Genomic DNA, 23,154 nt, shown 5'->3' on the forward strand with positions numbered 1-23,154 from the left:
GTCTATCGTTAATTCTGGCCGGAACCAATGATTAAGACCTATCGTTTGCTGGTACCGCGTTATTTCAGCAACACTACCACATCTTTTGGTTTCCAAACCTCTGACTCATCTTTCTTTATATGAGTGCCTGGTTTGTTTTCGAAACCTACATCAGATTCACGTGTGGAAGTCATCTTGCCTCCGTACAACGTTCTGATGGGTATCACACTATGAAGCCCTTCGACTTCGTCTTAGATCTAGTACTAATTAAACTCTCAGTGCGTCGAGATTTTTCAATGTTTTGCTGTTTGTGATCAGCTTCTTAGCTGCGTTTGCGCCTTTGCCCGCGCTGCTTTCAGTGCTTTTTACTTTAACAACTAACTTATTTGCCGGTTGGCTTTTGGAAAGAGCGACTTTTGCCGCGTCACTTTTAAATTTGGTAAGTGCTGCTTGTACTGCTCCTCGCGGAACATAGTAGACGGTGGAGCCAGATTGAACTACGTCGGGGTCGTCAATGTTGTCGTTGTGACGCCAAATGGAGCGCCATCCTGAGGTTTCGCCGTAAACACGTTTTGAAATCGTTGCGAGCGTGTCGCCCGGTTGTACTTGTTCTTCTGCACGCTGAACTGCGTCGTAAGCCTTTGCGAAAGCGAGTGCGCTGTCTTCGAGGGTGTAATAGATCACGTCACCTGGGTAGATTTTGCTTGGATTTGCAAGTCCGCTGAGTGTGGCCATTTCTTGCCAGTGACTTGGCGCACCGTAAATCTTTTGCGAAATTTTGGCGAGCGTGTCGCCTGGTTCAACGATGTAGGCCATCTTCGAGCCTAGCTCAGGAAGGCCGGCTGCTGCCGGAGATCCGCCTGGCTGCTGCGGCAGTGCCGTTGAAGCGGGTCCGGGTGCTGCTGCGGCTGGTGCCGCCGCTGGTGCAGCAGAAGCAGTTGAGTTGGCTGGTGCCGTTGTGGCGGCATCGCCTGCTGGCGCTGCTGCGGCGCCGTCGGCTGGTGCTGCTGCATCGCCGGTAGCGGCTTCGGCTGTAGCATTATCGCCAGCTGGTTGTTGGCCATTCATCTCAGTGATGATGTCCTGTAAATCGTTTTCGCCAGAGCCTGAAGCTCCAGCGTTGGCAACTGCTTCCGCGTTTTCTCCGCCAGAAGCAGCATTGGCTGCCTCGGCGTCTGCGGATGCACCACCATCCTCCGCAGCAGCGTTGTTTCCACCGCTACCGTCGCCTTCTTCTCCAGCAGCGGCATCACCGCCACCAGATTCATCTGCGACCTGGTTCTCCGATCCTTCAACTGCTTCTTCAGTTCCCTGATCGCCGGAACAACCGACGATCCCGAAACTGAATGACAGCGCCAGGAGCGAAGCGCCAAGCCAGCGCCTCCCGAACATTCTCATTTCAGTCCTCCAACAAAAAAGTTAAGACACTAGATCTCGAAAGAGGTTTCGGCACCCCCTATAAAGACCTTTAGTTTATTAGAGGCGGATTCTCTGAAACCCGCAAGGGGCAATGTTTTCCACCTCTGAACCAGGGGAAAATGCCTGCTCACCAGACAAACAACAGCGCGCAGAATGCTAGACAAAGCCCTTCATCTGCTCATTCAAAACGAGTGAATAGCCTGTATAGGCACTGTACAGGCACTTGCACAAGCCGGACACAACCATCGGTATTTTTTGTATTTTTTCACACATTTCGCACGGCATGGATCTTGCTCAATTTGCCATGGTTGCTGCGAACGATGTACCCGTGGATGCTCTTATGATCACTCTAGTTGCCGTGCTAACAGCCTTGTTTGCAATTCTTTCAATAGCCACTATTGGGACTCTGAAGCGACAAGCTCGCATCATTCATGCCATTGCCCTACAAGGTTGCGCACGCTGGCTTCCGGCCGTCGCTCTGGCAGCTTACGTCGGCCTCCTGCTAGCCTGTCTCTTTAAAGGCACGGCCTCACATGTTGGATTTCAGTCTTTGGTTGTTGAGCTAAGGCCGGCCGAGGCGTGTATCTTACTGCTGAGTGCGCTGATATTTGCGACGAAATTCGTGAATTTTGGTGCTTTCGCTACAACCCTCTTGTATTTGTTTTTCTTGAGTTCTCATGCAGCCGGGCTATCAAGAGCTGCTGATGTGTGTTTTTTGCTATCTCAACTTGTCCTCCTTTTCATGGGAGATAAGGCTAGCTGGCAACAGTCGGGAGCAAACGGTTATGGTGTCGTAGCCCGCAGGATTGGCATAACAACTCTCTGGCTGGGGTCCGTGATTGGTATCTCGTTAGCTTTATTTTCTATCGAAGATGTCAGAAGCTTTCTCGTAGTAAAACTACAGTTGCGACTGTCCAAATCTCTGATAATCGTCATCTTACTATCCGTTTTGGTAGGCTGGTCGGCAGCCGGCATTAGGTCCCTGAGGCCCTTTCTAATTCCACTGTTGGCTCTACCCACAATCTTGGCTATTGAAGCGGTCGTTCCCATGGGTTCGACCCTCTCCGTGGTGATATTCTTGGTGGCACTTAGTGTCTCCTGGGCGACCTCCGAGCGACGCTATCGTCCTAATCCAAGAATTGACGGCTACTTTTCGCGCAAGATATCCTATAGGTAGCGATTTATAAGGTACGGTGCCTCAATAAGTGAAACTTTCCTGATACCCACCCTTTGCGCTTCCTCAATTACTACCAACAAATCGTCGACAACATGTTGGTTCACCTGCTAGTTCCTTAGTGTTTTCTATTAAAAGGAAATTCGCCTGAGTCAACCGCATCAAAAACACACTTCGGTCTTACTAAATGAGCTGGTAGACGCAATGGCCTTGAACCGAGGGGACATTGCCATTGACTGTACCCTGGGCGCTGGTGGCCATACCAAAGCCCTTCTTGAAAAAGTCGGTCCCAGCGGACTAGTAATCGGTATCGATCAGGACGCAGAAGCTTTATCGATAGCTAGTGAGCGCCTTTCGTCCTATCTGGTTCAAGGGAATTTAAAATTAGTCAAAGCGCGTTTCTCTGAGCTGTCGCGGATAGTTGATCAATTTGACTTAAGTGGGAAAATTCAGGGTATATGCGCCGATATTGGCGTTTCCAGTATGCACCTTGACCAAGCCTCCAGGGGATTCTCCTTTCAAGGTGACGGCCCCCTCGACATGCGTATGGATCAATCAGCAGGCCGCTCTGCGGCAGATTTTATAGCTGAGGCTGACGAAGCGACTTTGGTGACGGTTTTTCGAGAATTTGGCGAAGAGCCAAAAGCCCGACAAATAGCAAGAAAGATCCTTGAGACCCGAGCGCTCGCGCCAATCACATCGACCCTTCAGCTTGCAGAACTCGTGAAGATTGCCGCAAGGTATCCAACTGCGAGTCGACGTCATCCGGCAACGAAAGTCTTTCAGGCTCTTAGAATCGTAGTCAACGATGAACTTGCCGAACTAGACACTCTGCTCGATTCAGGTTTAGAAGCGCTTAGACCGAGCGGTCGTTTTGCCGTAATTAGCTTTCACTCGCTAGAAGACCGACGTGTTAAGCAAAAGTTTGTTTCATTTGCCGGAAAATCGAATAAGAGCGCTGTTCCCCGAGATCTACCAATTACTGCCGCTGCGCTTAGAGAACTAATTGACGCAAAAGCTGATATAATAAAACCCTTCCCCATAGTCGCTACTACTTCTGAAATTGCCTCGAACCCTCGCTCGCGTAGCGCCAAGTTGCGCGTAATCACAAAACTTTAAATTATTTTCTATTTATATTAGACTTGAGGTTAGAAATGAGCCAAAGAACCACTACGCCATGGACAGCCTCCACCCTTGTTATTGGAGTATGTTTGGTTCTAGTCTCCTTTGCGATGGTCCGGATACATCTTCGCGTTCAGACTACGATGATTGGATACGAGATTGGTCATCTTAAGGCCTCAGAAGCTCGGCTTATTGAGACACGTAACGCGCTGAAGATGCAATTAGCAAAAATGACAACTCAGAAGCATTTACAACGCATCATTCAAGTCAACGCTCCTAAAGGGGCTCCTGAAGGAATCTTTGCTCTTAAGTGATCTCCGCAACCAAAAAACTCTGGTCATTTCTTTTCGGGAGACCGAGTAGGACCCAGGCCGGCAGTTTTAGGGGCGATCGCGCAAGACTAGTTCAGTGGTCAATCTGGGGAATTTTCTGCGCTATTTTTGTTCGAGCCATCGTTCTCCATATTTTTCCAACTCAGGCTGATACCCTTCAACATATTGCCGACAATCAATATCAGCGAGAAATCACCCTCGCTCCCAGTCGGGGCAATGTTTTCGATCATCGTGGCGAGCCCCTTGCGATCAGCGTTAAAAGGCCCTCTCTGGCCATTAATCCTCGAATTTTCCGGCCTAATCATTCTGAAATTCATCAGCTAGCCAAGACGTTAAAGATTACCCCACAGACGGTTCGCAATCTATCACATCGCAAGGGTTACTTTGCTTGGGTGGCGCGACAACTTGATCAAAGGGTCGCCGATGCTGCGATGAATCTGGGGATTGTCGGCCTCGTTGAGATAAACGAGCCGGCTAGATTTTACCCCGCAGGGGGTGCGGCGGCCCAAATTCTGGGATTCACTGGACTCGACAATGGTGGCCTCGCCGGTTTAGAGCGACAATTCGATCGCGATCTTAGGGGAAAAGGCGTCAAGGTCATGGCAAGTAAAGACGCCCGCGGCAACTTTATCGTAAATGAAACGGTAGGCGCAGCCCCCGAGCGTACGGGCAATAGCATCATGCTTACCATCGACAGTGTGATCCAGGAAATTGCTGAGGAAGAACTTGCCGCAGGAGTTAAACAATCGATGGCTCAAAAGGGCTTTGCGATTGTCTCAGACCCTCATACAGGACGCATTCTTGCTGTTGCTAATTATCCCTCTTTTGATCCAAATCACAGCCGCAACGTAAAACTTGAACAGGCAAGGAATGCGGCATTCCTCGATACTTTTGAACCAGGCTCAGTCATCAAGCCATTCATAATTGCTCAAGCGATTGAGAATAAAAGTACTTATCCTGAAGAACTGCACAACTGCGATAGTGGCTCCTTGCGAATCGGCAACCATACGATTCATGACACACACGGCTCAGACAAACTGACTACGGGTGAGACACTGATCCGCTCAAGTAATATTTGCACTTATAAGATAGCCAGTCAGATGGGGCGACAGTCCACGTACAACGCCCTGATCGGATTTGGGTTTGCAGGCAAAAATAGTCTTTTAGGATTTCCCGGAGAAGCCTCTGGCTACGTTACTGACTTCCATAAGTGGGCTCAAATCAGATTTGCAAACGTATCATTTGGTCATGGCTTTGCCGTAACTGGTCTGGAGCTAGTTCAGGCCATGGGGGCTTTGGCTAACGGTGGCCACCTTATGAAACCTGCGCTGGTCGAACGTATCGTATCGTCGGATGGCCTACTGGTTAGTAGCGCGAGCACTAAGGTCGTGCGCGATGTGGTTTCACCGTCGACGGCAAGAACTATGCGTAATCTTTTGCAAAAAGTGGTTACCGATGCTCACGGCACCGGGAAAAAGGCTCGCGCGCTGAGCTACAGCACAGCTGGTAAGACTGGTACTGCTCAGAAGGTGGATCCTGGCATCAAAGGCTATGCAAAGGGCAAGTATATTGCTAGCTTCGTCGGTTTTTCCCCGGTGGAGGACCCCCATCTCGTCGTGTATGTGATGATCGACGAACCGGGCGGAAAACTCTATTATGGTGGCGAAGTTGCTGGACCAATCTTTGCCCGTATCGTTGAACGGAGTCTCCGTTATTTAAATGTCGCACCAGATCTGCCGGCGATTCCTGATAGGGCTACACAACCACCCCTGGCGATCCGTGAACCAAATGGATCTCATGTTAAAAAAATGTGAAATATCAGCCTTAGATGCTGTAAAAGCGCTGAGATCTGCTGGTCTTTTAATTGCAAAATGTGAAAAACCTCTCAGCAGCTCGAAGAGTGCCATCAGCACTGATTCACGCAAGGTAGTACGGGGCTCGATTTTCATTGCGATAAAAGGATCTCACCACGATGGGCATGATCATTTAGATCTATTATCAGGCTGTGGGCTTTCGCTCATAGTAAGTGAGCAGGCGCCTCCTTCCGATGCAAATTGGCCCAAGAACACACCGTGGATTCAAGTGAAGGATTCGCGTAAAGCCTGGAGTTTTCTGGCCTCGGAGTCGTTCAACTCGCCTCAAACTCAATTGCGCTTAGTCGCCGTAACGGGAACTAATGGCAAGACTAGCACGGTTTGGATGGTGGCAGAGTTGCTTCGGAGCGTTGGGATTCGCTGCATGACCATCGGCACCCTCGGAGCCTACTTGGAGGATCAGCGTCTTCCTACAGGACATACCACACCGGATCCAGATATACTTTTTGGATTGCTTAATTTTGCCGTCGAACAAGGCGTGTCCGTGGTCGCTATGGAGGCATCCTCACACGCTCTTGCTCAGGAAAAACTTGCGCCTCTCACCTTTGATGCCATGGCTTTTACAAGCTTTTCCCGTGATCATTTAGACTATCACCACACTCTAGAGGAATACTGGAATTGCAAATGGCGCCTATTTTCGGAATTAGGAAAACCGCAAGCATTGTGCCTGTTTTCCACAACTCTTGGCAAAGTCCCTACTCTACCAAAACTCGCGAATCCCAACTCAGGGATTTACGGGGATTCAGCTCAGGTTTCAAAAGACTCAAATTTGCCGTCAGCCGACTGGAGGCGTTACACCTATCAGATCGAATCTTCTAATTTCTGTGGTAGCAATGTTTCCCTGATGGCTGACGCTACCGAAATCGAGTCAGGATTCGTTCCTTATTTTGCAAAACATGCGATTGATAATTTTGCCGCCGCATTCCTGATCGCATCTCATGTTAGTAGTGCCTACCTCATTAGTTCCAAAAATTGGAACACGTTACGACCCGTTCCAGGTCGTCTGGAGCAGATTCTAGTGCCGGGTCAACCTCCCGTGATTGTTGACTATGCGCATACCCCCGATGCTTTAGAAAAGACTCTGCTTGTGCTGAGGCCCCTAGTTAAAGGCAGGTTGTACGTTGTATTTGGTTGCGGTGGTAACCGCGACAAGGGAAAACGGCCTTTAATGGGAGAAATTGCAGACCGGCTAGCTGATTATGTGATCGTCACCTCAGACAACCCTCGTCGTGAGGATCCCGACAAGATCATAGAGGATATATGTGCAGGCATGAAAGGTCGTGCAATCGTTAACATTGAGGTTAATCGAGAGCTCGCGATCCGTAAATCAGTCGTCTCTGCATCCGCAAATGACCTAATTTTGATAGCTGGAAAAGGTCACGAGACTGAACAAATATTTTCAGACAAAACAGTACCTTTTGATGATCGTTTGATGGCACGCAAAGCGTTGCTTGCCCGCCGAAACTAAAGGGGGATTTATGTTGAACTGGTCAGACTATCGTCAGTGGTTAGGGCCTATTGCAAGATCCAAAGCTGATCCCGCTGCTCCCGCGCCCGAATTAGCTGAATTGTCCACCGATAGTCGCACGATTCATGCGCATCACTGGTTTGTGCCTATTGAGGGACCGAACTTCGACGGCCATCAGTACATTGCAGACGCTATGGCAAAGGGCGCTCGAGGTTTTTTTTATAGCATCGAAAAAAAGTCGATGATTCCGAAAAATTTTGGGCATCTGGGCTTCCCCGTAACGGACACGCTACAGGCCTTTCAATCTGCGGCTGCCGGATGGCGCCGAAGTCTAAAAAACCTAAGACTGGTTGCGCTGACGGGATCAACCGGTAAGACGACTACCAAGGAGATGCTAGCCGCTATCCTTCGCGCAGATGGCCCTACGTTTGCTACCCTGGCTAGTTTCAACAACGAGATTGGCGTCCCAAAAAGTTTACAGCAGCTAACACCCGACCTCCGTTACGGCGCCTTAGAATTTGGTGCGCGCATGCCTGGAAACATAAAATTTCTGTGCGAATTGGCTACTCCAGATGTCGTAGGCCTATTGAATGTAGGATCTGCACACCTAGGTATATTTGGATCAAGAGAAAATCTTTTGACTACCAAACTTGAGATTTTTAGACACTGCCCTGAGCACGCGATTCAAGTCGCTAATGCTGATGATCCTCGCATCTTGGAAGGCGCTCTGAGTACTGGAAAGAAGACCATAACTTTCGGTACCTCAACTCAAGCAGACATTCGACTGTTGAGCAGCGAATGGCTTAGTGACGGCCGCATGCAAGTTCGCATGCGCTATTCGGCGAAAGGCGAAATTACTATTGTCTTGGGGGTAGCACATGAGGTCTTTCCTCTAAACGCTGCTGCGGCAGCAGCTATGGCAATAGCTTGTGGTGTCCGTATCGAATCGATTGCTGATGGATTGAGTGGCTTCCGCGGCATCAAGGGACGCTATTATGTCCAAAGATTCGGCGACTTTTCATTAGTCGATGATACCTATAATGCCAATCCAGAGAGTATGACGGCTGGACTGAAAACGGTATCTCGTGCGTTCCACGGCAAGAGGGTCATATTAGTTCTGGGTGATATGTTGGAACTGGGAGATCTAAGCCGTGAAGCTCACGAAAGGATTGGTCGCGACCTCGTGGCCAGTATCAATCCCTCCTATCTGATTACGGTGGGACACGAAGCGAAGTATATTGCTACCGGCGCAGTAGATGGGGGTTTAAAAGCGCATCAAATACGTACATTCGACGACGTGCGGCACCTTGTGGATGCTGATATAGATTTCAGAAAAATGGGTGATGTTGTTTACGCTAAAGGATCTAATGGCCTCAAATTAAACAGACTCGTCGAACATCTTGCTACGGTGAACAAATGATTACGTTGATTTTGGGTGCTGGGGTATCAGGATTTGGCGCCACGAAACTACTGCGAACCAAGAACAAAAGAGTACGAATTTCCGAGGGCAGCATCCTTTCAACCGAGAGAATCAAGAAGTTCACCGAGCTTGGCGCGGAGGTGCTGCACGGTGGCCACCAACTGAGCCACCTCGAAGGTGTAAAAGAGATCATTATTTCGCCTGGAATCAGCTTCACCCACCCTCTACTGCTCGAAGCAAATGCCCGGGGTATTGCAATTAACTCAGAACTAGACCTGGCCCTAGCTGGATACAGTGGAACTATTTATGCCGTGACGGGAACCAATGGTAAAAGTACCACTTGCAAGATGATTGACCATCTTCTTCAAAAAAGTGGAATAAAAAGTGCGATAGCTGGCAACTACGGCATGCCACCCAGCGAAATGTTGGCTGACGCCGGTGAACTGCCTCCGCACCTGGTTCTCGAGCTATCCTCGTATCAATTAGAGCAATCCTCTCATATTCGCCCTAACGTCAGCATTTTTACGAGTTTTTCACATGATCATCTAGCCAGGCATGGCTCGATGCTTGGATATTTACGTGCAAAATGGCGTGTATTTGACAATATGCAAGACGCGTCACTGCTGGTCATACCGGCTGATATCCTACTCTTAGCCGAAGAATCGGGTCTATGCCTTGAGACTGATACCAAAGAGTTAATAACGGATAGATCTTTTCTTGCCTCTCTTGCACCAACCTCCATCGCCGAGCAACATAATCGGCTCAATGCGGGATTCGCCCTGACTGCCGTCGCACATACTTTAGGCCGGGATGTGAGAAGTTTGGCCGAGGGACTCAAGGATTTTATCGGTTTAAGGCACCGATGTGAGCTCATTGGGACTGTTCGTGGTAATCAGTGTATTAACGACAGCAAGTCTACAAACGTGGAATCAACGCTTGTCGCCTTATCAAGTCAAACTAGACCTGTTTTGCTTTTGATGGGCGGACAAGGTAAAGGCGAGAGTTACACGCCGATTTTAAAGCTAAAAGACAAAATATCTTCTGTCATCACATTTGGGGCATCTGGTCCCGCGATCGCGAATGACCTATCAAGAGAACTGTTGGTGCACGAATTTCCTACCCTCACTGTAGCTTTAGGACAAATCGCTGGCATAATATCTAATAAACCGACTCCGATACTTTTCTCTCCTGGTTGTGCAAGCTTTGATGAATTCAATAATTATGAGCATCGAGGTGATGTATTCCGCGAGCAAATGAAGGGACTTCTGGACGGCTGATCACAACACGAAGGAGCTGATTTTGGCGTCAACAGCAGATTCGTCGCGATTCAACTCCCAACAGCAGCGGCTACTTTTGGTAGTCCTACTTCTCACTTTGATGGGTTTAACAGCGATCTACGCTGCTTCCTCACTCAAGGGTCAGCAGCAATTTAGCGACGAATTCCTATTTTTGAGAAAGCAAATCGGATCTACTTTAGTTGGTCTTTTCGCGTACTTTATTATTCAACTAGTGCCTTGGCGCTGGATCGAGCGAGCGACCCTTCCCCTACTTCTATTTACCTTGGGTTTACTCTCTCTTATTTTCATCCCAGGCATGTATGTAAAAATTGGGGGTGCTTCTCGCTGGTTAAACATACCAATCATTGGAGGGCAACCTTCAGAACTAACGAAGCTTGCGATGGTGCTCTTTCTTGCTCGCAATCTTAGCCGTCCATCCAGTGATATTCATAGTTTCACCCGTGGAGTACTACCAAATATTTTTGTTTTCGCAATAGTATCCGGCTTGTTGCTCCTGCAAAAAGATCTTGGTACTCCCGTCTTATTATTTGCGGTAACGTTCTGCATGCTCTTCGCTGCGGGTGTCACGCGTAAGTTCGTGCTGTCTGCAGTTGGTGCATTTCTAGGCGCGGTATGCCTTGCCATCATCTTCGAACCCTATCGTATGGCAAGGGTCATGAGCTTTCTTGATCCCTGGTCACAAGTTAAAGGTAGTGGATTTCAAATAATCCAAAGCTTTGTCGCATTTCAAAATGGCGGCCTATTTGGGGTAGGCCTCGGTGAATCCAAGCAAAAATTGTTTTTTTTACCAGAGGCCCATACCGATTTTATACTCGCAGTAATTGGTGAGGAAAGTGGTTTACTCGGGGTACTACTCGTTTGTGCTTGTTTCCTCTATTTATGTGCTGTCGGTTTCCAAATTGCTCAAAATCAGAACTCTCCACACAAAAGATTCTTAGCCTTTGGGTTAACTGTGACAATTGTTATACAGGCGCTCATCAATATTGGTGTTTGTATGGGACTATTACCGACCAAAGGAATGACATTGCCATTCGTCTCTAGCGGAAGTAGTTCCTTGCTGGTTTTCCTGATGATTTCCGCTATCTTGACCAAGCTAGCCGGAATTTCTCCGGCTGCCACGGAGGATAAGTTGGGACATGCTGAAAAGCAGGCTTAAGGAGCCAGTTCATTTTATCGGCATCGGTGGTTCAGGGATGTCTGGGTTAGCTGAAATGGCCGTGCATCTTGGTATCTCAGTACAAGGTACTGATATCAAATCGTCGACGATCATAGATCGATTAGTCACTAAGGGCGTACGCTTCTATTTAGGACACTCAGGACAATCCCTGGATGGTGCTGGGACGGTTGTTTACTCAAGCGCAATAGCCGCTGACAATCCGGAATTAACTCTTGCACACAGCAAAGCCATTGAGGTTCTGCACCGTAGTGATTTCCTACAACTTTTGATGAGTGAATCGTTACCTATCACTGTTGCTGGCACCCACGGAAAGTCGACCACATCTGCTATGATCGCACATGTCCTTGACGACCTAGGCTGTAAACCAAAGGCAGTTATAGGTGCGGAAATGATCCGCTACGACAGTTACCTCCTTCTTGGTGATGGTAACATCTTTGTGGCGGAAGCCGATGAGTCGGATGGCTCCTTTTTGAAGTATCGACCGTATGTCGGCGTCATCACAAATGTTGAATTGGATCATTTAGATTTTTTTAAAAACCAGGGAGCACTGCTCCAGGCTTTTGGGTCATATCTACAAAATATCACCGAGGATGGTTTTGCTATTATTGGTTGGGATCACCCACTAACGCGGGACGTTGGGTCTACATATCTGCGAGACCGCCTCACATACGGATTTGTCCTGGGGTGCGACGTAAGAGCGCGCGACTACATCTCTGTTTCTGGCTCCTCCACTTTCACGGTCATTGTTGAGCGCGATGTATTTAAATGCTCCTTGCCAATGATGGGCAAACATAATGTGCAAAACGCCCTATGTGCACTAGCTGTCACAAGATCTTTGGGACTCAACGTTAAAGATGCGGCTGCAAGTTTAGCTAACTTCCGAGGGGTCAAAAGAAGAATGGACCGACTCTTGAGTACCGACCGACTCAAGATCTACGACGATTACGCCCATAATCCCGGAAAAATATCAGCCTGTATCCAGGCTTTGCGGCAAACTTGGCCACAGATTAAACTGCACGTTGTGTATCAGCCGCATAGATTTACACGACTCGAAACTATGTATGATGAAATGTTACAATCGTTGGACGGCGCGGACCTTGTTTATGTACTACCTGTCTACAGTGCTGGTGAGACCACTCAGTTAGATTTTTCTCCAGCAAAAATCGCGGCAGACCTTCGCCTACGCATGGATATTGACGCCGTTGCATGTGACACCTTAGATGAAGCAGTGACCACCGTTCAAAGACAGATAAGTGATAAGGCAATAGTTCTTACCATTGGTGCCGGTGACGTTTGGCGCGTTGCCGCAAAGCTAAAGGAAAATCTGGCATGAGTAAGAGTCGTAAGGCGAATCAGGGCTCAGTTTTGAGAAAACAAAAGCCTAAAACAAATAAGAATCGCCGACGTCTCGCACTCTCTAAATGGAAGACTTTGGCTCTTCTGGGGGTTGCCGTAAGCCTGGTATCATTAGGTTATTTCGCGGCCAAGGGCACGCTTACACCACTGATTTCTGGACACTTCCCAAGCACTATTGGTGCTGCCACAAATTGGGATTTACTAGTGCGATCTAGTGACGATCAGAGAATTTCTGATGCCTCTCGGGCTTTGGTGATTAGTACAGCCCGCAAAAGCCTCGGCGGCGGAACCCACGAGGATTTAGTTAAGACAGCCCGAGCAGTTCAGAAACTTGGTGTATTTTCTGACGTCAGAGTTACGAAAATTTCACCTTTTCAAGTGATAGTCAGCATCATTCAACGCAATCCTGTCTTTTGTATCGAGGCGGATAAGATTAGGTTCGTCTCTACGTTAGGAGACATATATGGTCATCTCGACACCAACCATGGCGAAGCCTGTCCGGGTCCAGTATTAACCGGACTGTTTGAGGACCGACAGCAGTTCTCGATGGGTGAGGGTCAAACCCTGGTGGTTGACGATCAGACTCGCGTAATGCTTCAGGAAGCCCTGACACTTCTCCAAGACACAAAGAAAAAATCGATAAATATCAGTAAGTTTCATGTTGAGCGGTTTCGTGGATTTGTAGCTGAGCTAACGTCACTGGGTACCGAGGTGGCGCTCGGCCGTGCTCCTTTTGCGGAAAAGCTCGAGAAATTGGGCGGAATTCTTGAAAAATTGGCTGTCCGCCAGGAGCAGGCGCAGAGAATCGAACTAGATTATCAAGGCAAGGCTTTCGTTAAGCTGAAGAAAATGTAACGATTATAGAACATGCTTCCCAATGCTACCTATTGACAAGCAGGTTCAAAATGCAGCCCAAGACCAAGTATCTAAAGGGTTTGTTCAGTCTTGATTTTGGGACTACCAAATTCTGTCTTGCGACGTTGCGAGAAACGCCAGGTCAAAATGCCCGTACTGTAGAGACTATATGCGTGCCCGCTGAAGGAATGCGAAGAGGTATGCTCGCCAACGTCGAGCAAGCTAAAGCGGCACTTAAGCAGTTGCTAGAGCTTGGCGAGGGACATTTCGATACGGATATAACCAAAGTTGTAGTTGGCGTTGCTGGTAGTCATTTGGGTAGTCGTATTGTGACAGTCAGCAAACCACTTGATGGAGAGGTGGTAACGGTCAATGACGTTCGCTCACTTATGGAGAAGGCAGAGCTCGAGACGCCTACCGAGGGTCGTGAACTATTACACACAATCCCGATAGCATATCGACTCGACTCGCGGGAGGCGGTTGATGATCCAGTTGGCTTTCGCGGCCGCACTTTGACTGGTGAGTATTTCCTGATTGATGCCGACAAATTCTACATGAAGGACATCGTTGACGTTTGCAATGACTGCGGACTGCAGGTGGTCAGGCTTTATTCAGAACCCTTTGCATCAGCATCCGTCACAGTCCCCGACTCCTACAAGCAACTCGGCGTAGCTTTGGCTGACATCGGTGGGGGCACTACAGACGGCATAGTATTCAAAGGGGGACGCCCTACCGCCGCGTTTACCGTCAATGTAGCCGGTAAATTGATGACAAACGATATCGCCATCGGACTGAGCTTGCCGCCAGAAACAGCTGAGAGTGTGAAGCTTCGCTTTGGCATACGGCCAAGACCCGGTGATGCCATGGATGTTACCAATATCAAAGGTGAGAGAAAAATCATTGGCGGTGAGCATGTCGCGCCCGTTTTAGGTCCCCGTATTCATGAACTTTGTGCCCTCCTTGCTGGCGAACTGCAGGCCTATAAGGGTTGCCTGGGTGGTGGCATCTTGCTGACAGGTGGCGGGGCTGATGTCAAAGGTATTACTGAGTATTTCACTTCTAAACTCAACATACCTGTAGCTCGAGCGCGCCCGGTGTTGGGTGGCGGGCAAGAGGCTGGTCTTGAAAGCAATGTGAATTCCTCGGCACTGATTCATCCAACCAAATTTGCGACCGTAATAGGTCTATTAAATTTGGAACTCGGTCGCGTCGAGGAATTAGCAAAAACAAAGAAGAACACGTGGACAAATCGCTACTTGGGGCAATTTGTTAACTGGTTGCGGGAGCTTAGTTGAATATCTCGCAAGGCGCGCGAAGTAAATTTTAGGGCCGACGCAAGAGTCAAAAATTTGACAGTTTTCGTCGGTGTTTCCTATAATTCTTATTACGCCTTCAGAAAAAATTTCACCTGTTTGCCTGTCTTCACCACAGGTATTGCTACGAGGGAGAAGTACCTATGAGCTTCGATCCTAATTTCATCACGCCGCCCGGGGCAAAAATCAAGGTCATAGGGGTCGGTGGTGGTGGTGGCAACGCCGTCAACACCATGATTCGGAGCAGTCTAGATGGGGTTGAGTTTATCACTGCAAATACTGATGTTCAGGCCTTGCGGTTTTCGCTGGCAGAGCAAAAGCTTCAAGTCGGTAAGGAATTAACGCGCGGTCTTGGCGCTGGAGCTGATCCTGATGTCGGCCGCGATGCGGCTTTAGAGGATCGCTACGAAATTCAACAGGCCTTAGCTGGTGCCGACATGGTATTTATCACCGCAGGAATGGGTGGTGGGACTGGTACTGGTGGTGCAGCAGTGGTTGCTCAGATCGCGCGAGAACTTGGCGCGTTGACTGTGGCCGTTGTTACTAAACCTTTTACATTTGAGGGCAAACGTCGACGCAAACATGCCGATCTCGGCATAGCCAGGCTTAGGGAGTGTGTCGACACCCTCATCACAATTCCTAACCAACGACTACTCCAAGTGGCCTCTCCATCGCTAAGTATGATTGACGCCTTCAAAATGGCGGACGAGGTGCTGGTTAATGCCGTTCGCGGTATAAGCGACATCATCAACATTCCTGGACGCGTCAATGTCGATTTTGCTGACGTTAAAACAGTAATGTCCTGTATGGGCCAAGCATTAATGGGTATTGGTGCCGCTACGGGTGAGGGACGAGCTGCTGAAGCTGCTCGTATGGCGATATCATCCCCGTTACTCGAAGATATCGATATTGAGGGAGCCACGGGCATCTTAATTAATATAACCGCTGGTTCTGACGTCACACTTATGGAAGTTAACGAAGCTTGCTCCATCGTTGAAAATTCAGCGCATGAAGATGCCAACATCATTTTTGGGGCGGTTATCGATGAAAGTCTAGGTGGCCAGATGCGAGTGACGGTCATAGCTACTGGCTTCCCGGTAGATAAAGAGGAAACAACAGGTAGCAGTTCCAGTTCTGTTAAACCACAGCCTAGCTTTTCTAATCGTATCGTCACGGCCACACCGACCGGCTACGACTCCAAGTCCTTACTGACGGATCAGAGCCTCGCGACGGCGGAAGGTGTTATTCCACCGCCCGTAGTGATGCCGCCAACTGTACCAGTACAGGCTAAAAAAGAAGAATCACTCATAGCAAATACTTCCCTTCTACCATTTGCCATGGAAGGGGAACCCAAGTCATTAATCCAAGAACCTACGATTCCCAGCCTTGCACTTGATCTTAGCGGAAACGACGAGGCGCGAAAACTTGCCGCTTGGACTTTTGACTTAGCTGATGAGCAGTCCCCAGGCGGAGACACTGAAGATCTTATAAATCCGGAAGCTGATATTATGGCATTGTTACCGGGAGAGGATGAGCACCTTAAAACCCCTACGAATGAAATTGAGCCTATTGCGGAACCTATCCTTGCAGACTCCCATCTCGACTCTTCCTCTGCAGATCTGGCACCGACCTATATGGAGCCCTCGGTTGAGGCTCTTGAGGTACCGTCTCTCGACACTCTTCAGGATCCAGAATTCTCGGCCGGTATATTTGAGCACGGACTTGAAGCCTTAGCTGATGCAGCTCAGCAGCTAGATCTACGTTCAGGTGGTATGCGTTCTGAAGAGTTGGCTCTTGAACCAGAGCAGATGGAGGCCGTAGCAGAGATAGATAGAAAAATCGACGAGGCTTTAGCACTCGCTGAACGTGTTCGCTCACCGCAACAGCTCGGAGACCAGGATAACTTAGAGGTTCCAGCCTTCCTGCGCCAAGGCATGCGAGATCTGCCGCTAGACTAATCATTTTAATTTGCCTGTTCCCCTCTCCAAAATTGAGGGCGGGAACAGGCAGGGCCACTAAGCCTAAAACTGCTGTCTCCGACTACTTCAGCAAATTGTCCCTAAATGTCGCTAGATCACGAGGTATCACCGAAGTCAGCGGGTTTGCTACCGCCAGACTTGAATCGACAAACCCACCAATGCCGAGCACCTGCTGAATCTTTGGCGTATCACTATTGGTGCGGCGTTCGCGCTCCAAGAGAGGAAGAAGGGTTTGGCCCAAAACTCCCCCCAAAGGTATTCTAGCCCCCTTCGCTAATTTTTCTGCCACTATCCGGAATATTTCATGAATTTGGTAACTCTCTTTACCGTGAACTTCCATAACAGCTACAGGCTCACTCAGCTTGATTTTGCAGCAGGAAGCCAAGATCGTAGCAAGATCCTGGACGTAAATTGGTGCCAAGTTACCACGCCGCTGCGGAACGGGATAAATTGGATAACGCATAACACGTAAGAGTGACCGTAAAAACCGGTCATTAGACTGTTGTCCTCCCCAGGCAATAGCCGTTCTAATGATAATTCTTTCCTTGATCCTACTGTTAATCACTAGAGACTCTGCCGCATATTTCTCAGACAAAAATGGGCTTGTTGCATGTGACTTAGCGCCAATGGCACTAAGTAACACTATGCGCTGTGTACCGGCTCGCTCCATCGCTTTGACCAGATTTCCGAGCATCTTTAAATTGACACTGTCTTCTGGCTTTTCGAGATGACGCCAATCTGTACCCGGTGGAACAGAACTAGCAAAGCCACCCTCCCAGGCTAAGTGTACGACCGTACCGACCCCTCTTAATGGAGCCGCCATCAACTCTGGTGAGCTCAAATCGGTACAAACGGGATACACGCGATCTAGTGACTCAGGTAGTTTTCGACGGTAAACAGCAACTACTGTCCGATGTTGCTCGGTAAGTTTGCGTACTAAATGTGAGCCTATAAAACCCGAACCACCCGTTACCATGATCGCGGCTTGTTCCACGGTAGAGCTCCCTGCTCGTCATAAATGGGCTGATTAAACCAGTTTATTATACAGCGTCAAAAGCTCAACTGCTGCATCTTTCCAGGACGGCAAGGTTTTGAGATATTCATTAACTCTAATTGAGTAATCGGATCTCTCAGAATCGCTTTTTGCAAGACAAATGGCGTCTTCCCAATCCGCGATTTTAAGCGGATTCTGCACCCTATAACTCACACTTGAGCCTGCCACCTCGTCTATACCGCTACCACCAACATATACGACGGGCGTAGCTGCACTGAGTGCCTCGATAGCTGGTAAACAGTAACCCTCAAGCCTAGATGGGCTAACATATACATCCGCATTCTCGTAGAAGCGCCGTAGCTCATCCCCGTAAACTCCGCAATGAACACGAAGTCTACCATTTTGAATCATATCTATCGCACGGCTTTGCCAGAAACGCTGACCCTTTAGGTCTGTGATAACATCCAGCTCTAATGCGAGATTCGAGCTTTTGAGTAATGTTACTAAAGTTTCATGGCACTTGTAGCGTTCAAATCTACTGACGAAAAGAAGTCGAATCCTATTTCCACTCTCGGAATGAGTTTTTACGGAAGGTGAAAAAGACGCCACTCCATTAGGAATTACAACCAGCTTAGACTCGAGAGTCGGCATGAAATCAATTATCGTCTCTTTTGTCCAACGGGACACACAGACTATGCAGTCTGCCGCCCTCATAGCCCTCGGTAACAAAAACTTCATTTGTAGGTTGAGCGAGGTAGACACATCGTGCGGGGCAATTATCGGTATCAGATCGTGAACGGTTAGCACCAGCCGCCAGCCATTCCTAGGTCTTATGGGAATATTAAAATTACTTAATCCGTGTAAAACAACATTGGCATAACTTCCGGCCGAATCACTCTCGATACGGCGCGCGACTGACTCAGGCCATAGAAACTTATTTCTTGTCCACCATTTGGTTAAGGGGTGAGCTAAAGGGTGCAGCCCTTGCAATCTGGGAAAGGAACACAAAGCCGATTTTAGACCGACTAGTCTAGGAGCGTACCCCAAAGAGTCCAGCTCTTTAGCAATACTATGTGCATGAACGAAAATGCCTGAATTGGGAGCGTCTAAGCCATAGGCGTCCCAATACAGGCCGAAATTCAAATTCACTTGCCACGCCGCACGGCCACTGCCAGCCGCTGCTCAGCACGAAGTAATGCAGCCTGCGCACGCATTACGTCCACCCCGAGCTTCTCGTCCAACCTACTTAACGCGCGCCGCTTGGCTTCTTTCGCCCTATCGGTGTCGATGTCAGTTGGACGCTCAGCTACATCAACCAGCAATGTAACTTGGTCACCCCCACCGACATCTATAAAGCCGCCAGACACAAAGAAACTTTCCTCGCCTCGGCCAGTGCTCACTACTAACTCACCTACCCCGAGCTGAGACACTAATTCAGCGTGACCGGGCAATATCCCCAGGTACCCATCTGAACTTGGTACCTGTACTTGTCCAGCCTTAAACCGACCAACCACCTTTGCAGGGGTAAGAATGCTTACGTGTAACTCGCCCATCGGCCGAGCCCTCTCAAATCAAAGGGTCTTAGACTTCTCTACCGCCTCTTCAATGGTACCAACGTACAGGAAGGCTTGCTCTGGCAAATTATCGTGCTTGCCCTCAACAATTTCCTTGAAGCTGCGTACCGTATCCTCACGCTTAACATATTTACCCTTCATTCCGGTAAATTGCTCTGCAACAAAGAATGGTTGGCTGAAGAAGCGCTCAAGTTTGCGTGCGCGAGCCACGATCAATTTGTCTTCGTCTGACAGTTCGTCCATCCCGAGGATAGCGATAATATCTTGTAAATCCTTGTAGCGCTGAAGGACCTTTTGTACATCGCGAGCCACCTTGTAGTGCTCAGCTCCGACGATCTGTGGATCCAACGCTCTAGAGGAGCTGGCAAGAGGGTCGACAGCGGGATAGATGCCAAGTTCGGAAATCTTCCGTTCCAGAACCGTAGACGCATCCAAGTGCGCAAAAGTCGTCGCGGGAGCGGGGTCAGTGTAGTCGTCGGCAGGCACGTAAATAGCCTGAACGGACGTAATCGATCCATTTTTGGTCGTTGTGATCCGCTCTTGTAACTCACCCATCTCACTGGCCAGAGTCGGTTGATACCCTACGGCTGATGGGATACGTCCCAAAAGAGCCGAAACCTCCGAACCAGCCTGTGTAAACCGGAAGATATTGTCAATGAAGAGCAATACATCTTGGTTTTCCTCATCGCGGAAGTATTCCGCTACGGACAGCGCTGACAATGCCACCCGGGCGCGAGCTCCTGGCGGTTCGTTCATCTGTCCGTACACAAGTGCGGTTTTATTGATAACGCCTGATTCCTTCATCTCGTGGTAAAGGTCATTACCTTCCCGCGTGCGTTCCCCTACTCCACCAAAAACCGAAAAACCACCATGCTGGGTTGCAATGTTGTTAATCAGCTCCATGATACAAACTGTTTTACCTACGCCTGCACCACCAAAAAGACCAATTTTGCCACCCTTCAAATAAGGGGCCATAAGGTCAATAACCTTGATACCAGTCTCGAGAATCTCAGGCTCAGTTTTAAGGTTTTCGAATACTGGAGCACTGCGATGAATGGGATAACGCTTTTTCGATTTGACTGGCCCAGCTTCGTCTACAGGATCGCCAGTTACGTTCAAAATCCGCCCTAGTACCTCGCGACCGACCGGTACGGTGATTTGATCACCTGTATCCTGCACCGAACTGCCGCGGCTTAGTCCGTCCGTGCTATCCATCGAAATTGTACGCACGACGTTTTGCCCGAGATGCTGAGCAACCTCTAATACGAGATTTCCGAAGCCTTCACCCAAAGATGGGTTCGTTGCCTTGAGTGCGTTATAGATTGCCGGCAAGTGACCTTCCGGAAACTCAACGTCTACTACTGGACCCGTCACCTGTACAATTTTGCCAACGACCGTAGATGTATGCATACCTTCCTCTTCGCTCCTTCACTCACAGGGCCTGGGCGCCGCTGGTGATTTCGATAAGTTCCTTAGTAATCGCAGCTTGCCGCGCACGGTTGTATTGAATCTTCATCCGGCGCAGTACTTCATTGGCGTTATTGGTCGCCGAGTCCATCGCGGTCATTCGTGCACCGTGCTCGGAGGCAGCGCCCTCGAGCATGGCTCTGAAGATGAATCCTGCGACTTCCCGTTTAAGAACCTCTTCCAGCACGTGATGAACCGACGGCTCGACGATGATGTCTGGCGCCAACTCTTCAGCGCCCTCTACCTTAGTTAAGTTAGCAACTGGTAGAGCTTGGACAACTTTAGCTTGCTGAGACATCGCAGAGCGAAACTCAACAAAACCTAAGTAGATCCTATCAAAGCCACCCTCGCCAAACTTTGCGACTACTTCTTCGGCTAACTCTTTAGCTAACAGGTAGTCAGGTTTGTCCAGGACTTTTTCTCTTGGATTATGGACCTCTACCCCTATCTTCGTCGCAAACTGCCGCGCCCTGCGACCCCATGCCATCAATTCGACGTGAACACCCTCGCGTCGCTTAGCACTAATGAAAGATACAGCTTGCTTAAACAAGTTCGAATTTAGACTGCCGCAAAAACCACGATCAGTAGAAAGCAGCACTAAAAGCGACTTCTCTTCCGTGCGTTCTACTAAAAATGGAGAACTGAAGCTCTCCCCGGCGGTAGCGACCAGCCTATGTACCATGGCTTGAAAAGCTGTTCCATAGGGCCGTGCGGAAACCACAGCAGCATTGGCCCTGGCAAATTTTGCAGCTGCTACTAGCTTCATCGCCCTAGTTATTTTTTGCGTATTTTTAACGCTACCAATACGGCGACGAATGTCCTTTAAACTCGGCATTATTTGAATCCCTTGTCAAATTCTTCAATCGCCTTAACTAGCTCGCCCTGCACTTCTTCTAGCTTGCTGCGCTTCTCCAACTTATCGACAACTTGGGGATAGCTAGCTTTCAGGTGCTCGTGAAGCCCTTTCTCCCATTCACCCACCTGTGAAACCTCGCGCTTATCGAGATATCCCTTGGTAACGGCAAATATAGATGCGATCTGGAGGCCTACATGCATCGGCGCATACTGATTTTGTTTCAGAATTTCTACCAAACGCTCGCCGCGGCGCAGAGTCCTTTGGGTGGCTTGATCAAGATCTGATCCAAATTGTGAGAACGCTGCAAGTTCACGGAATTGGGCTAATTCTAATCGTAACGAGCCCGCAACCTTTTTCATGGCTGGAACCTGTGCCGCACCGCCTACCCGTGACACGGAAAGGCCGGCGTTGATTGCAGGGCGGATACCTGAGAAGAAAAGGTCACTTTCGAGAAAGATTTGCCCATCGGTGATGGAGATCACGTTTGTAGGAATATAAGCTGAAATATCGCCGGCTTGAGTTTCCACCACGGGAAATGCCGTGATTGAGCCACCACCTAATTTATCGTTCAACTTGCAGGCGCGCTCGAGCAAGCGACTATGCAGGTAAAACACGTCGCCCGGATAAGCTTCGCGACCTGGGGGACGGCGCAGTAAGAGCGACAATTCACGGTACGCAGCAGCCTGCTTAGATAAGTCGTCATAGAAGATTACGGCATGTTTTCCCTTGTTAAGGAAGAACTCCGCCATACGGCAACCGGAATACGGTGCAATAAACTGCATTGGAGCCGGGTCAAGTGCGGTTGCTGCAACTACAATGGTATATTCCATGGCGCCGAAACGCTTAAGCTTCTCTACCACCTGCGCGACGGTTGACGCCTTTTGCCCAATAGCGACGTAAATACAGACTACGTCCTTACCTTTTTGGTTTATGATCGTGTCGACACAAATCGTTGTCTTTCCGGTTTGACGATCCCCAATAATTAACTCACGCTGCCCTCTTCCAATCGGAGTCATAGCGTCAATAGCCTTGATCCCCGTTTGCAGTGGCTCATCGACAGATTTGCGGTCAATGATACCGGGAGCTTTCACCTCAACAACGCCATGCTCCGTGGATTTCACGGGCCCCTGTCCGTCAATGGGCTCGCCAAGTGCGTTAACGACCCTACCCAGTAGCGCTTCACCCACTGGTACGGAGTTAATTTCCTTCAACCGCTTGACGGTCTCGCCTTCAGAAATACCCTTCACATCGCCGAAGATCGCGATACCGACGTTGTCCTCCTCCAGGTTGAGAACAACTCCGCGCGTCCCGTTCTCAAACTGTACAAGTTCACCGGCCATCGCGCCGTCCAACCCGTAGACACGAGCGATGCCGTCACCAACAGTAAGTACTGTTCCGGTTTCTTGCAGCTCTACTGCCTGTCCGTAATTCTTAATACGTTCGCTAATAATACGGCTAACTTCTTCTACGCGGATCTTTTCTGTGCTCATGACGGCC

General features: G+C 49.1%; 19 protein-coding genes. 12 read left to right on the forward strand and 7 right to left on the reverse strand.

Annotated elements, in window-relative coordinates:
- Positions 1 to 246 precede the first annotated feature (246 nt).
- A complete protein-coding gene (locus FJ146_03455) occupies positions 247 to 1,377 on the reverse strand; it encodes a LysM peptidoglycan-binding domain-containing protein (protein ID MBM4251003.1) in 1,131 nt (376 codons plus the stop codon).
- Positions 1,378 to 1,738: 361 nt separating this feature from the next.
- Here FJ146_03455 and FJ146_03460 point away from each other — a divergent pair, with 361 nt between their 5' ends.
- From FJ146_03460 to ftsZ, 12 genes are all read left to right on the forward strand, one after another.
- Entirely contained in the window at positions 1,739 to 2,575 is an 837-nt protein-coding gene (locus FJ146_03460; protein MBM4251004.1) for a hypothetical protein, read from the forward strand.
- A 201-nt stretch (positions 2,576 to 2,776) separates the two neighbouring features.
- Positions 2,777 to 3,691 carry a 16S rRNA (cytosine(1402)-N(4))-methyltransferase RsmH gene (gene rsmH, locus FJ146_03465; GenBank protein ID MBM4251005.1) on the forward strand — a complete coding sequence of 305 codons (915 nt, stop codon included), beginning with the start codon at positions 2,777 to 2,779 and terminating at the stop codon, positions 3,689 to 3,691.
- Between the two features lie 92 nt (positions 3,692 to 3,783).
- Entirely contained in the window at positions 3,784 to 4,008 is a 225-nt protein-coding gene (locus FJ146_03470) for a hypothetical protein (protein MBM4251006.1), read from the forward strand.
- Positions 4,005 to 5,840, forward strand: coding sequence for a penicillin-binding protein 2 (locus FJ146_03475; GenBank protein ID MBM4251007.1), 1,836 nt, complete (start codon positions 4,005 to 4,007; stop codon positions 5,838 to 5,840). Before FJ146_03470 ends, FJ146_03475 begins: the two co-directional genes overlap by 4 nt.
- Entirely contained in the window at positions 5,746 to 7,368 is a 1,623-nt protein-coding gene (locus tag FJ146_03480; protein ID MBM4251008.1) for a UDP-N-acetylmuramoyl-L-alanyl-D-glutamate--2,6-diaminopimelate ligase, read from the forward strand. The genes FJ146_03475 and FJ146_03480 overlap by 95 nt, the downstream gene beginning before the upstream one ends.
- A gap of 10 nt (positions 7,369 to 7,378) precedes the next feature.
- Positions 7,379 to 8,788, forward strand: coding sequence for a UDP-N-acetylmuramoyl-tripeptide--D-alanyl-D-alanine ligase (murF, locus tag FJ146_03485; protein MBM4251009.1), 1,410 nt, complete (start codon positions 7,379 to 7,381; stop codon positions 8,786 to 8,788).
- Positions 8,785 to 10,065 carry a UDP-N-acetylmuramoyl-L-alanine--D-glutamate ligase gene (murD, locus tag FJ146_03490; protein MBM4251010.1) on the forward strand — a complete coding sequence of 427 codons (1,281 nt, stop codon included), beginning with the start codon at positions 8,785 to 8,787 and terminating at the stop codon, positions 10,063 to 10,065. The genes murF and murD overlap by 4 nt, the downstream gene beginning before the upstream one ends.
- 22 nt (positions 10,066 to 10,087) lie before the next feature.
- Positions 10,088 to 11,242 carry a putative lipid II flippase FtsW gene (ftsW, locus tag FJ146_03495; protein MBM4251011.1) on the forward strand — a complete coding sequence of 385 codons (1,155 nt, stop codon included), beginning with the start codon at positions 10,088 to 10,090 and terminating at the stop codon, positions 11,240 to 11,242.
- Complete coding sequence (gene murC / locus FJ146_03500; protein ID MBM4251012.1) at positions 11,223 to 12,596, forward strand: UDP-N-acetylmuramate--L-alanine ligase; 1,374 nt, start codon at positions 11,223 to 11,225, stop codon at positions 12,594 to 12,596. The genes ftsW and murC overlap by 20 nt, the downstream gene beginning before the upstream one ends.
- Positions 12,593 to 13,474, forward strand: coding sequence for a hypothetical protein (locus FJ146_03505; protein ID MBM4251013.1), 882 nt, complete (start codon positions 12,593 to 12,595; stop codon positions 13,472 to 13,474). The genes murC and FJ146_03505 overlap by 4 nt, the downstream gene beginning before the upstream one ends.
- A gap of 50 nt (positions 13,475 to 13,524) precedes the next feature.
- Positions 13,525 to 14,769, forward strand: coding sequence for a cell division protein FtsA (gene ftsA, locus FJ146_03510; GenBank protein MBM4251014.1), 1,245 nt, complete (start codon positions 13,525 to 13,527; stop codon positions 14,767 to 14,769).
- Between the two features lie 161 nt (positions 14,770 to 14,930).
- Positions 14,931 to 16,745 (forward strand): cell division protein FtsZ, encoded by a 1,815-nt coding sequence (ftsZ, locus tag FJ146_03515; protein ID MBM4251015.1) that lies wholly within the window; start codon positions 14,931 to 14,933, stop codon positions 16,743 to 16,745.
- 82 nt (positions 16,746 to 16,827) lie between these two features.
- On the opposite strand, the gene FJ146_03520 is transcribed toward ftsZ, so the two are convergent.
- The 6 genes from FJ146_03520 to FJ146_03545 are packed head-to-tail and all read right to left on the reverse strand — an operon-like array spanning position 16,828 to position 23,147.
- A complete protein-coding gene (locus FJ146_03520) occupies positions 16,828 to 17,760 on the reverse strand; it encodes an NAD-dependent epimerase/dehydratase family protein (GenBank protein MBM4251016.1) in 933 nt (310 codons plus the stop codon).
- 33 nt (positions 17,761 to 17,793) lie between these two features.
- Positions 17,794 to 18,909 (reverse strand): glycosyltransferase family 4 protein, encoded by a 1,116-nt coding sequence (locus FJ146_03525; GenBank protein ID MBM4251017.1) that lies wholly within the window; start codon positions 18,907 to 18,909, stop codon positions 17,794 to 17,796.
- Positions 18,906 to 19,313: an ATP synthase F1 subunit epsilon gene (atpC, locus tag FJ146_03530; GenBank protein ID MBM4251018.1), complete on the reverse strand. Its 408-nt coding sequence runs from the start codon at positions 19,311 to 19,313 to the stop codon at positions 18,906 to 18,908. Before atpC ends, FJ146_03525 begins: the two co-directional genes overlap by 4 nt.
- Before the next feature lie 18 nt (positions 19,314 to 19,331).
- Positions 19,332 to 20,744 carry a F0F1 ATP synthase subunit beta gene (gene atpD / locus FJ146_03535; protein ID MBM4251019.1) on the reverse strand — a complete coding sequence of 471 codons (1,413 nt, stop codon included), beginning with the start codon at positions 20,742 to 20,744 and terminating at the stop codon, positions 19,332 to 19,334.
- A 22-nt stretch (positions 20,745 to 20,766) separates the two neighbouring features.
- Positions 20,767 to 21,636 carry an ATP synthase F1 subunit gamma gene (gene atpG, locus FJ146_03540; protein MBM4251020.1) on the reverse strand — a complete coding sequence of 290 codons (870 nt, stop codon included), beginning with the start codon at positions 21,634 to 21,636 and terminating at the stop codon, positions 20,767 to 20,769.
- Positions 21,636 to 23,147: a F0F1 ATP synthase subunit alpha gene (locus tag FJ146_03545; GenBank protein ID MBM4251021.1), complete on the reverse strand. Its 1,512-nt coding sequence runs from the start codon at positions 23,145 to 23,147 to the stop codon at positions 21,636 to 21,638. Before FJ146_03545 ends, atpG begins: the two co-directional genes overlap by 1 nt.
- Positions 23,148 to 23,154 lie beyond the last annotated feature (7 nt).

Source organism: Deltaproteobacteria bacterium, assembly GCA_016874735.1.
Lineage (GTDB): Bacteria > Bdellovibrionota_B > Oligoflexia > Oligoflexales > CAIYRB01 > CAIYRB01.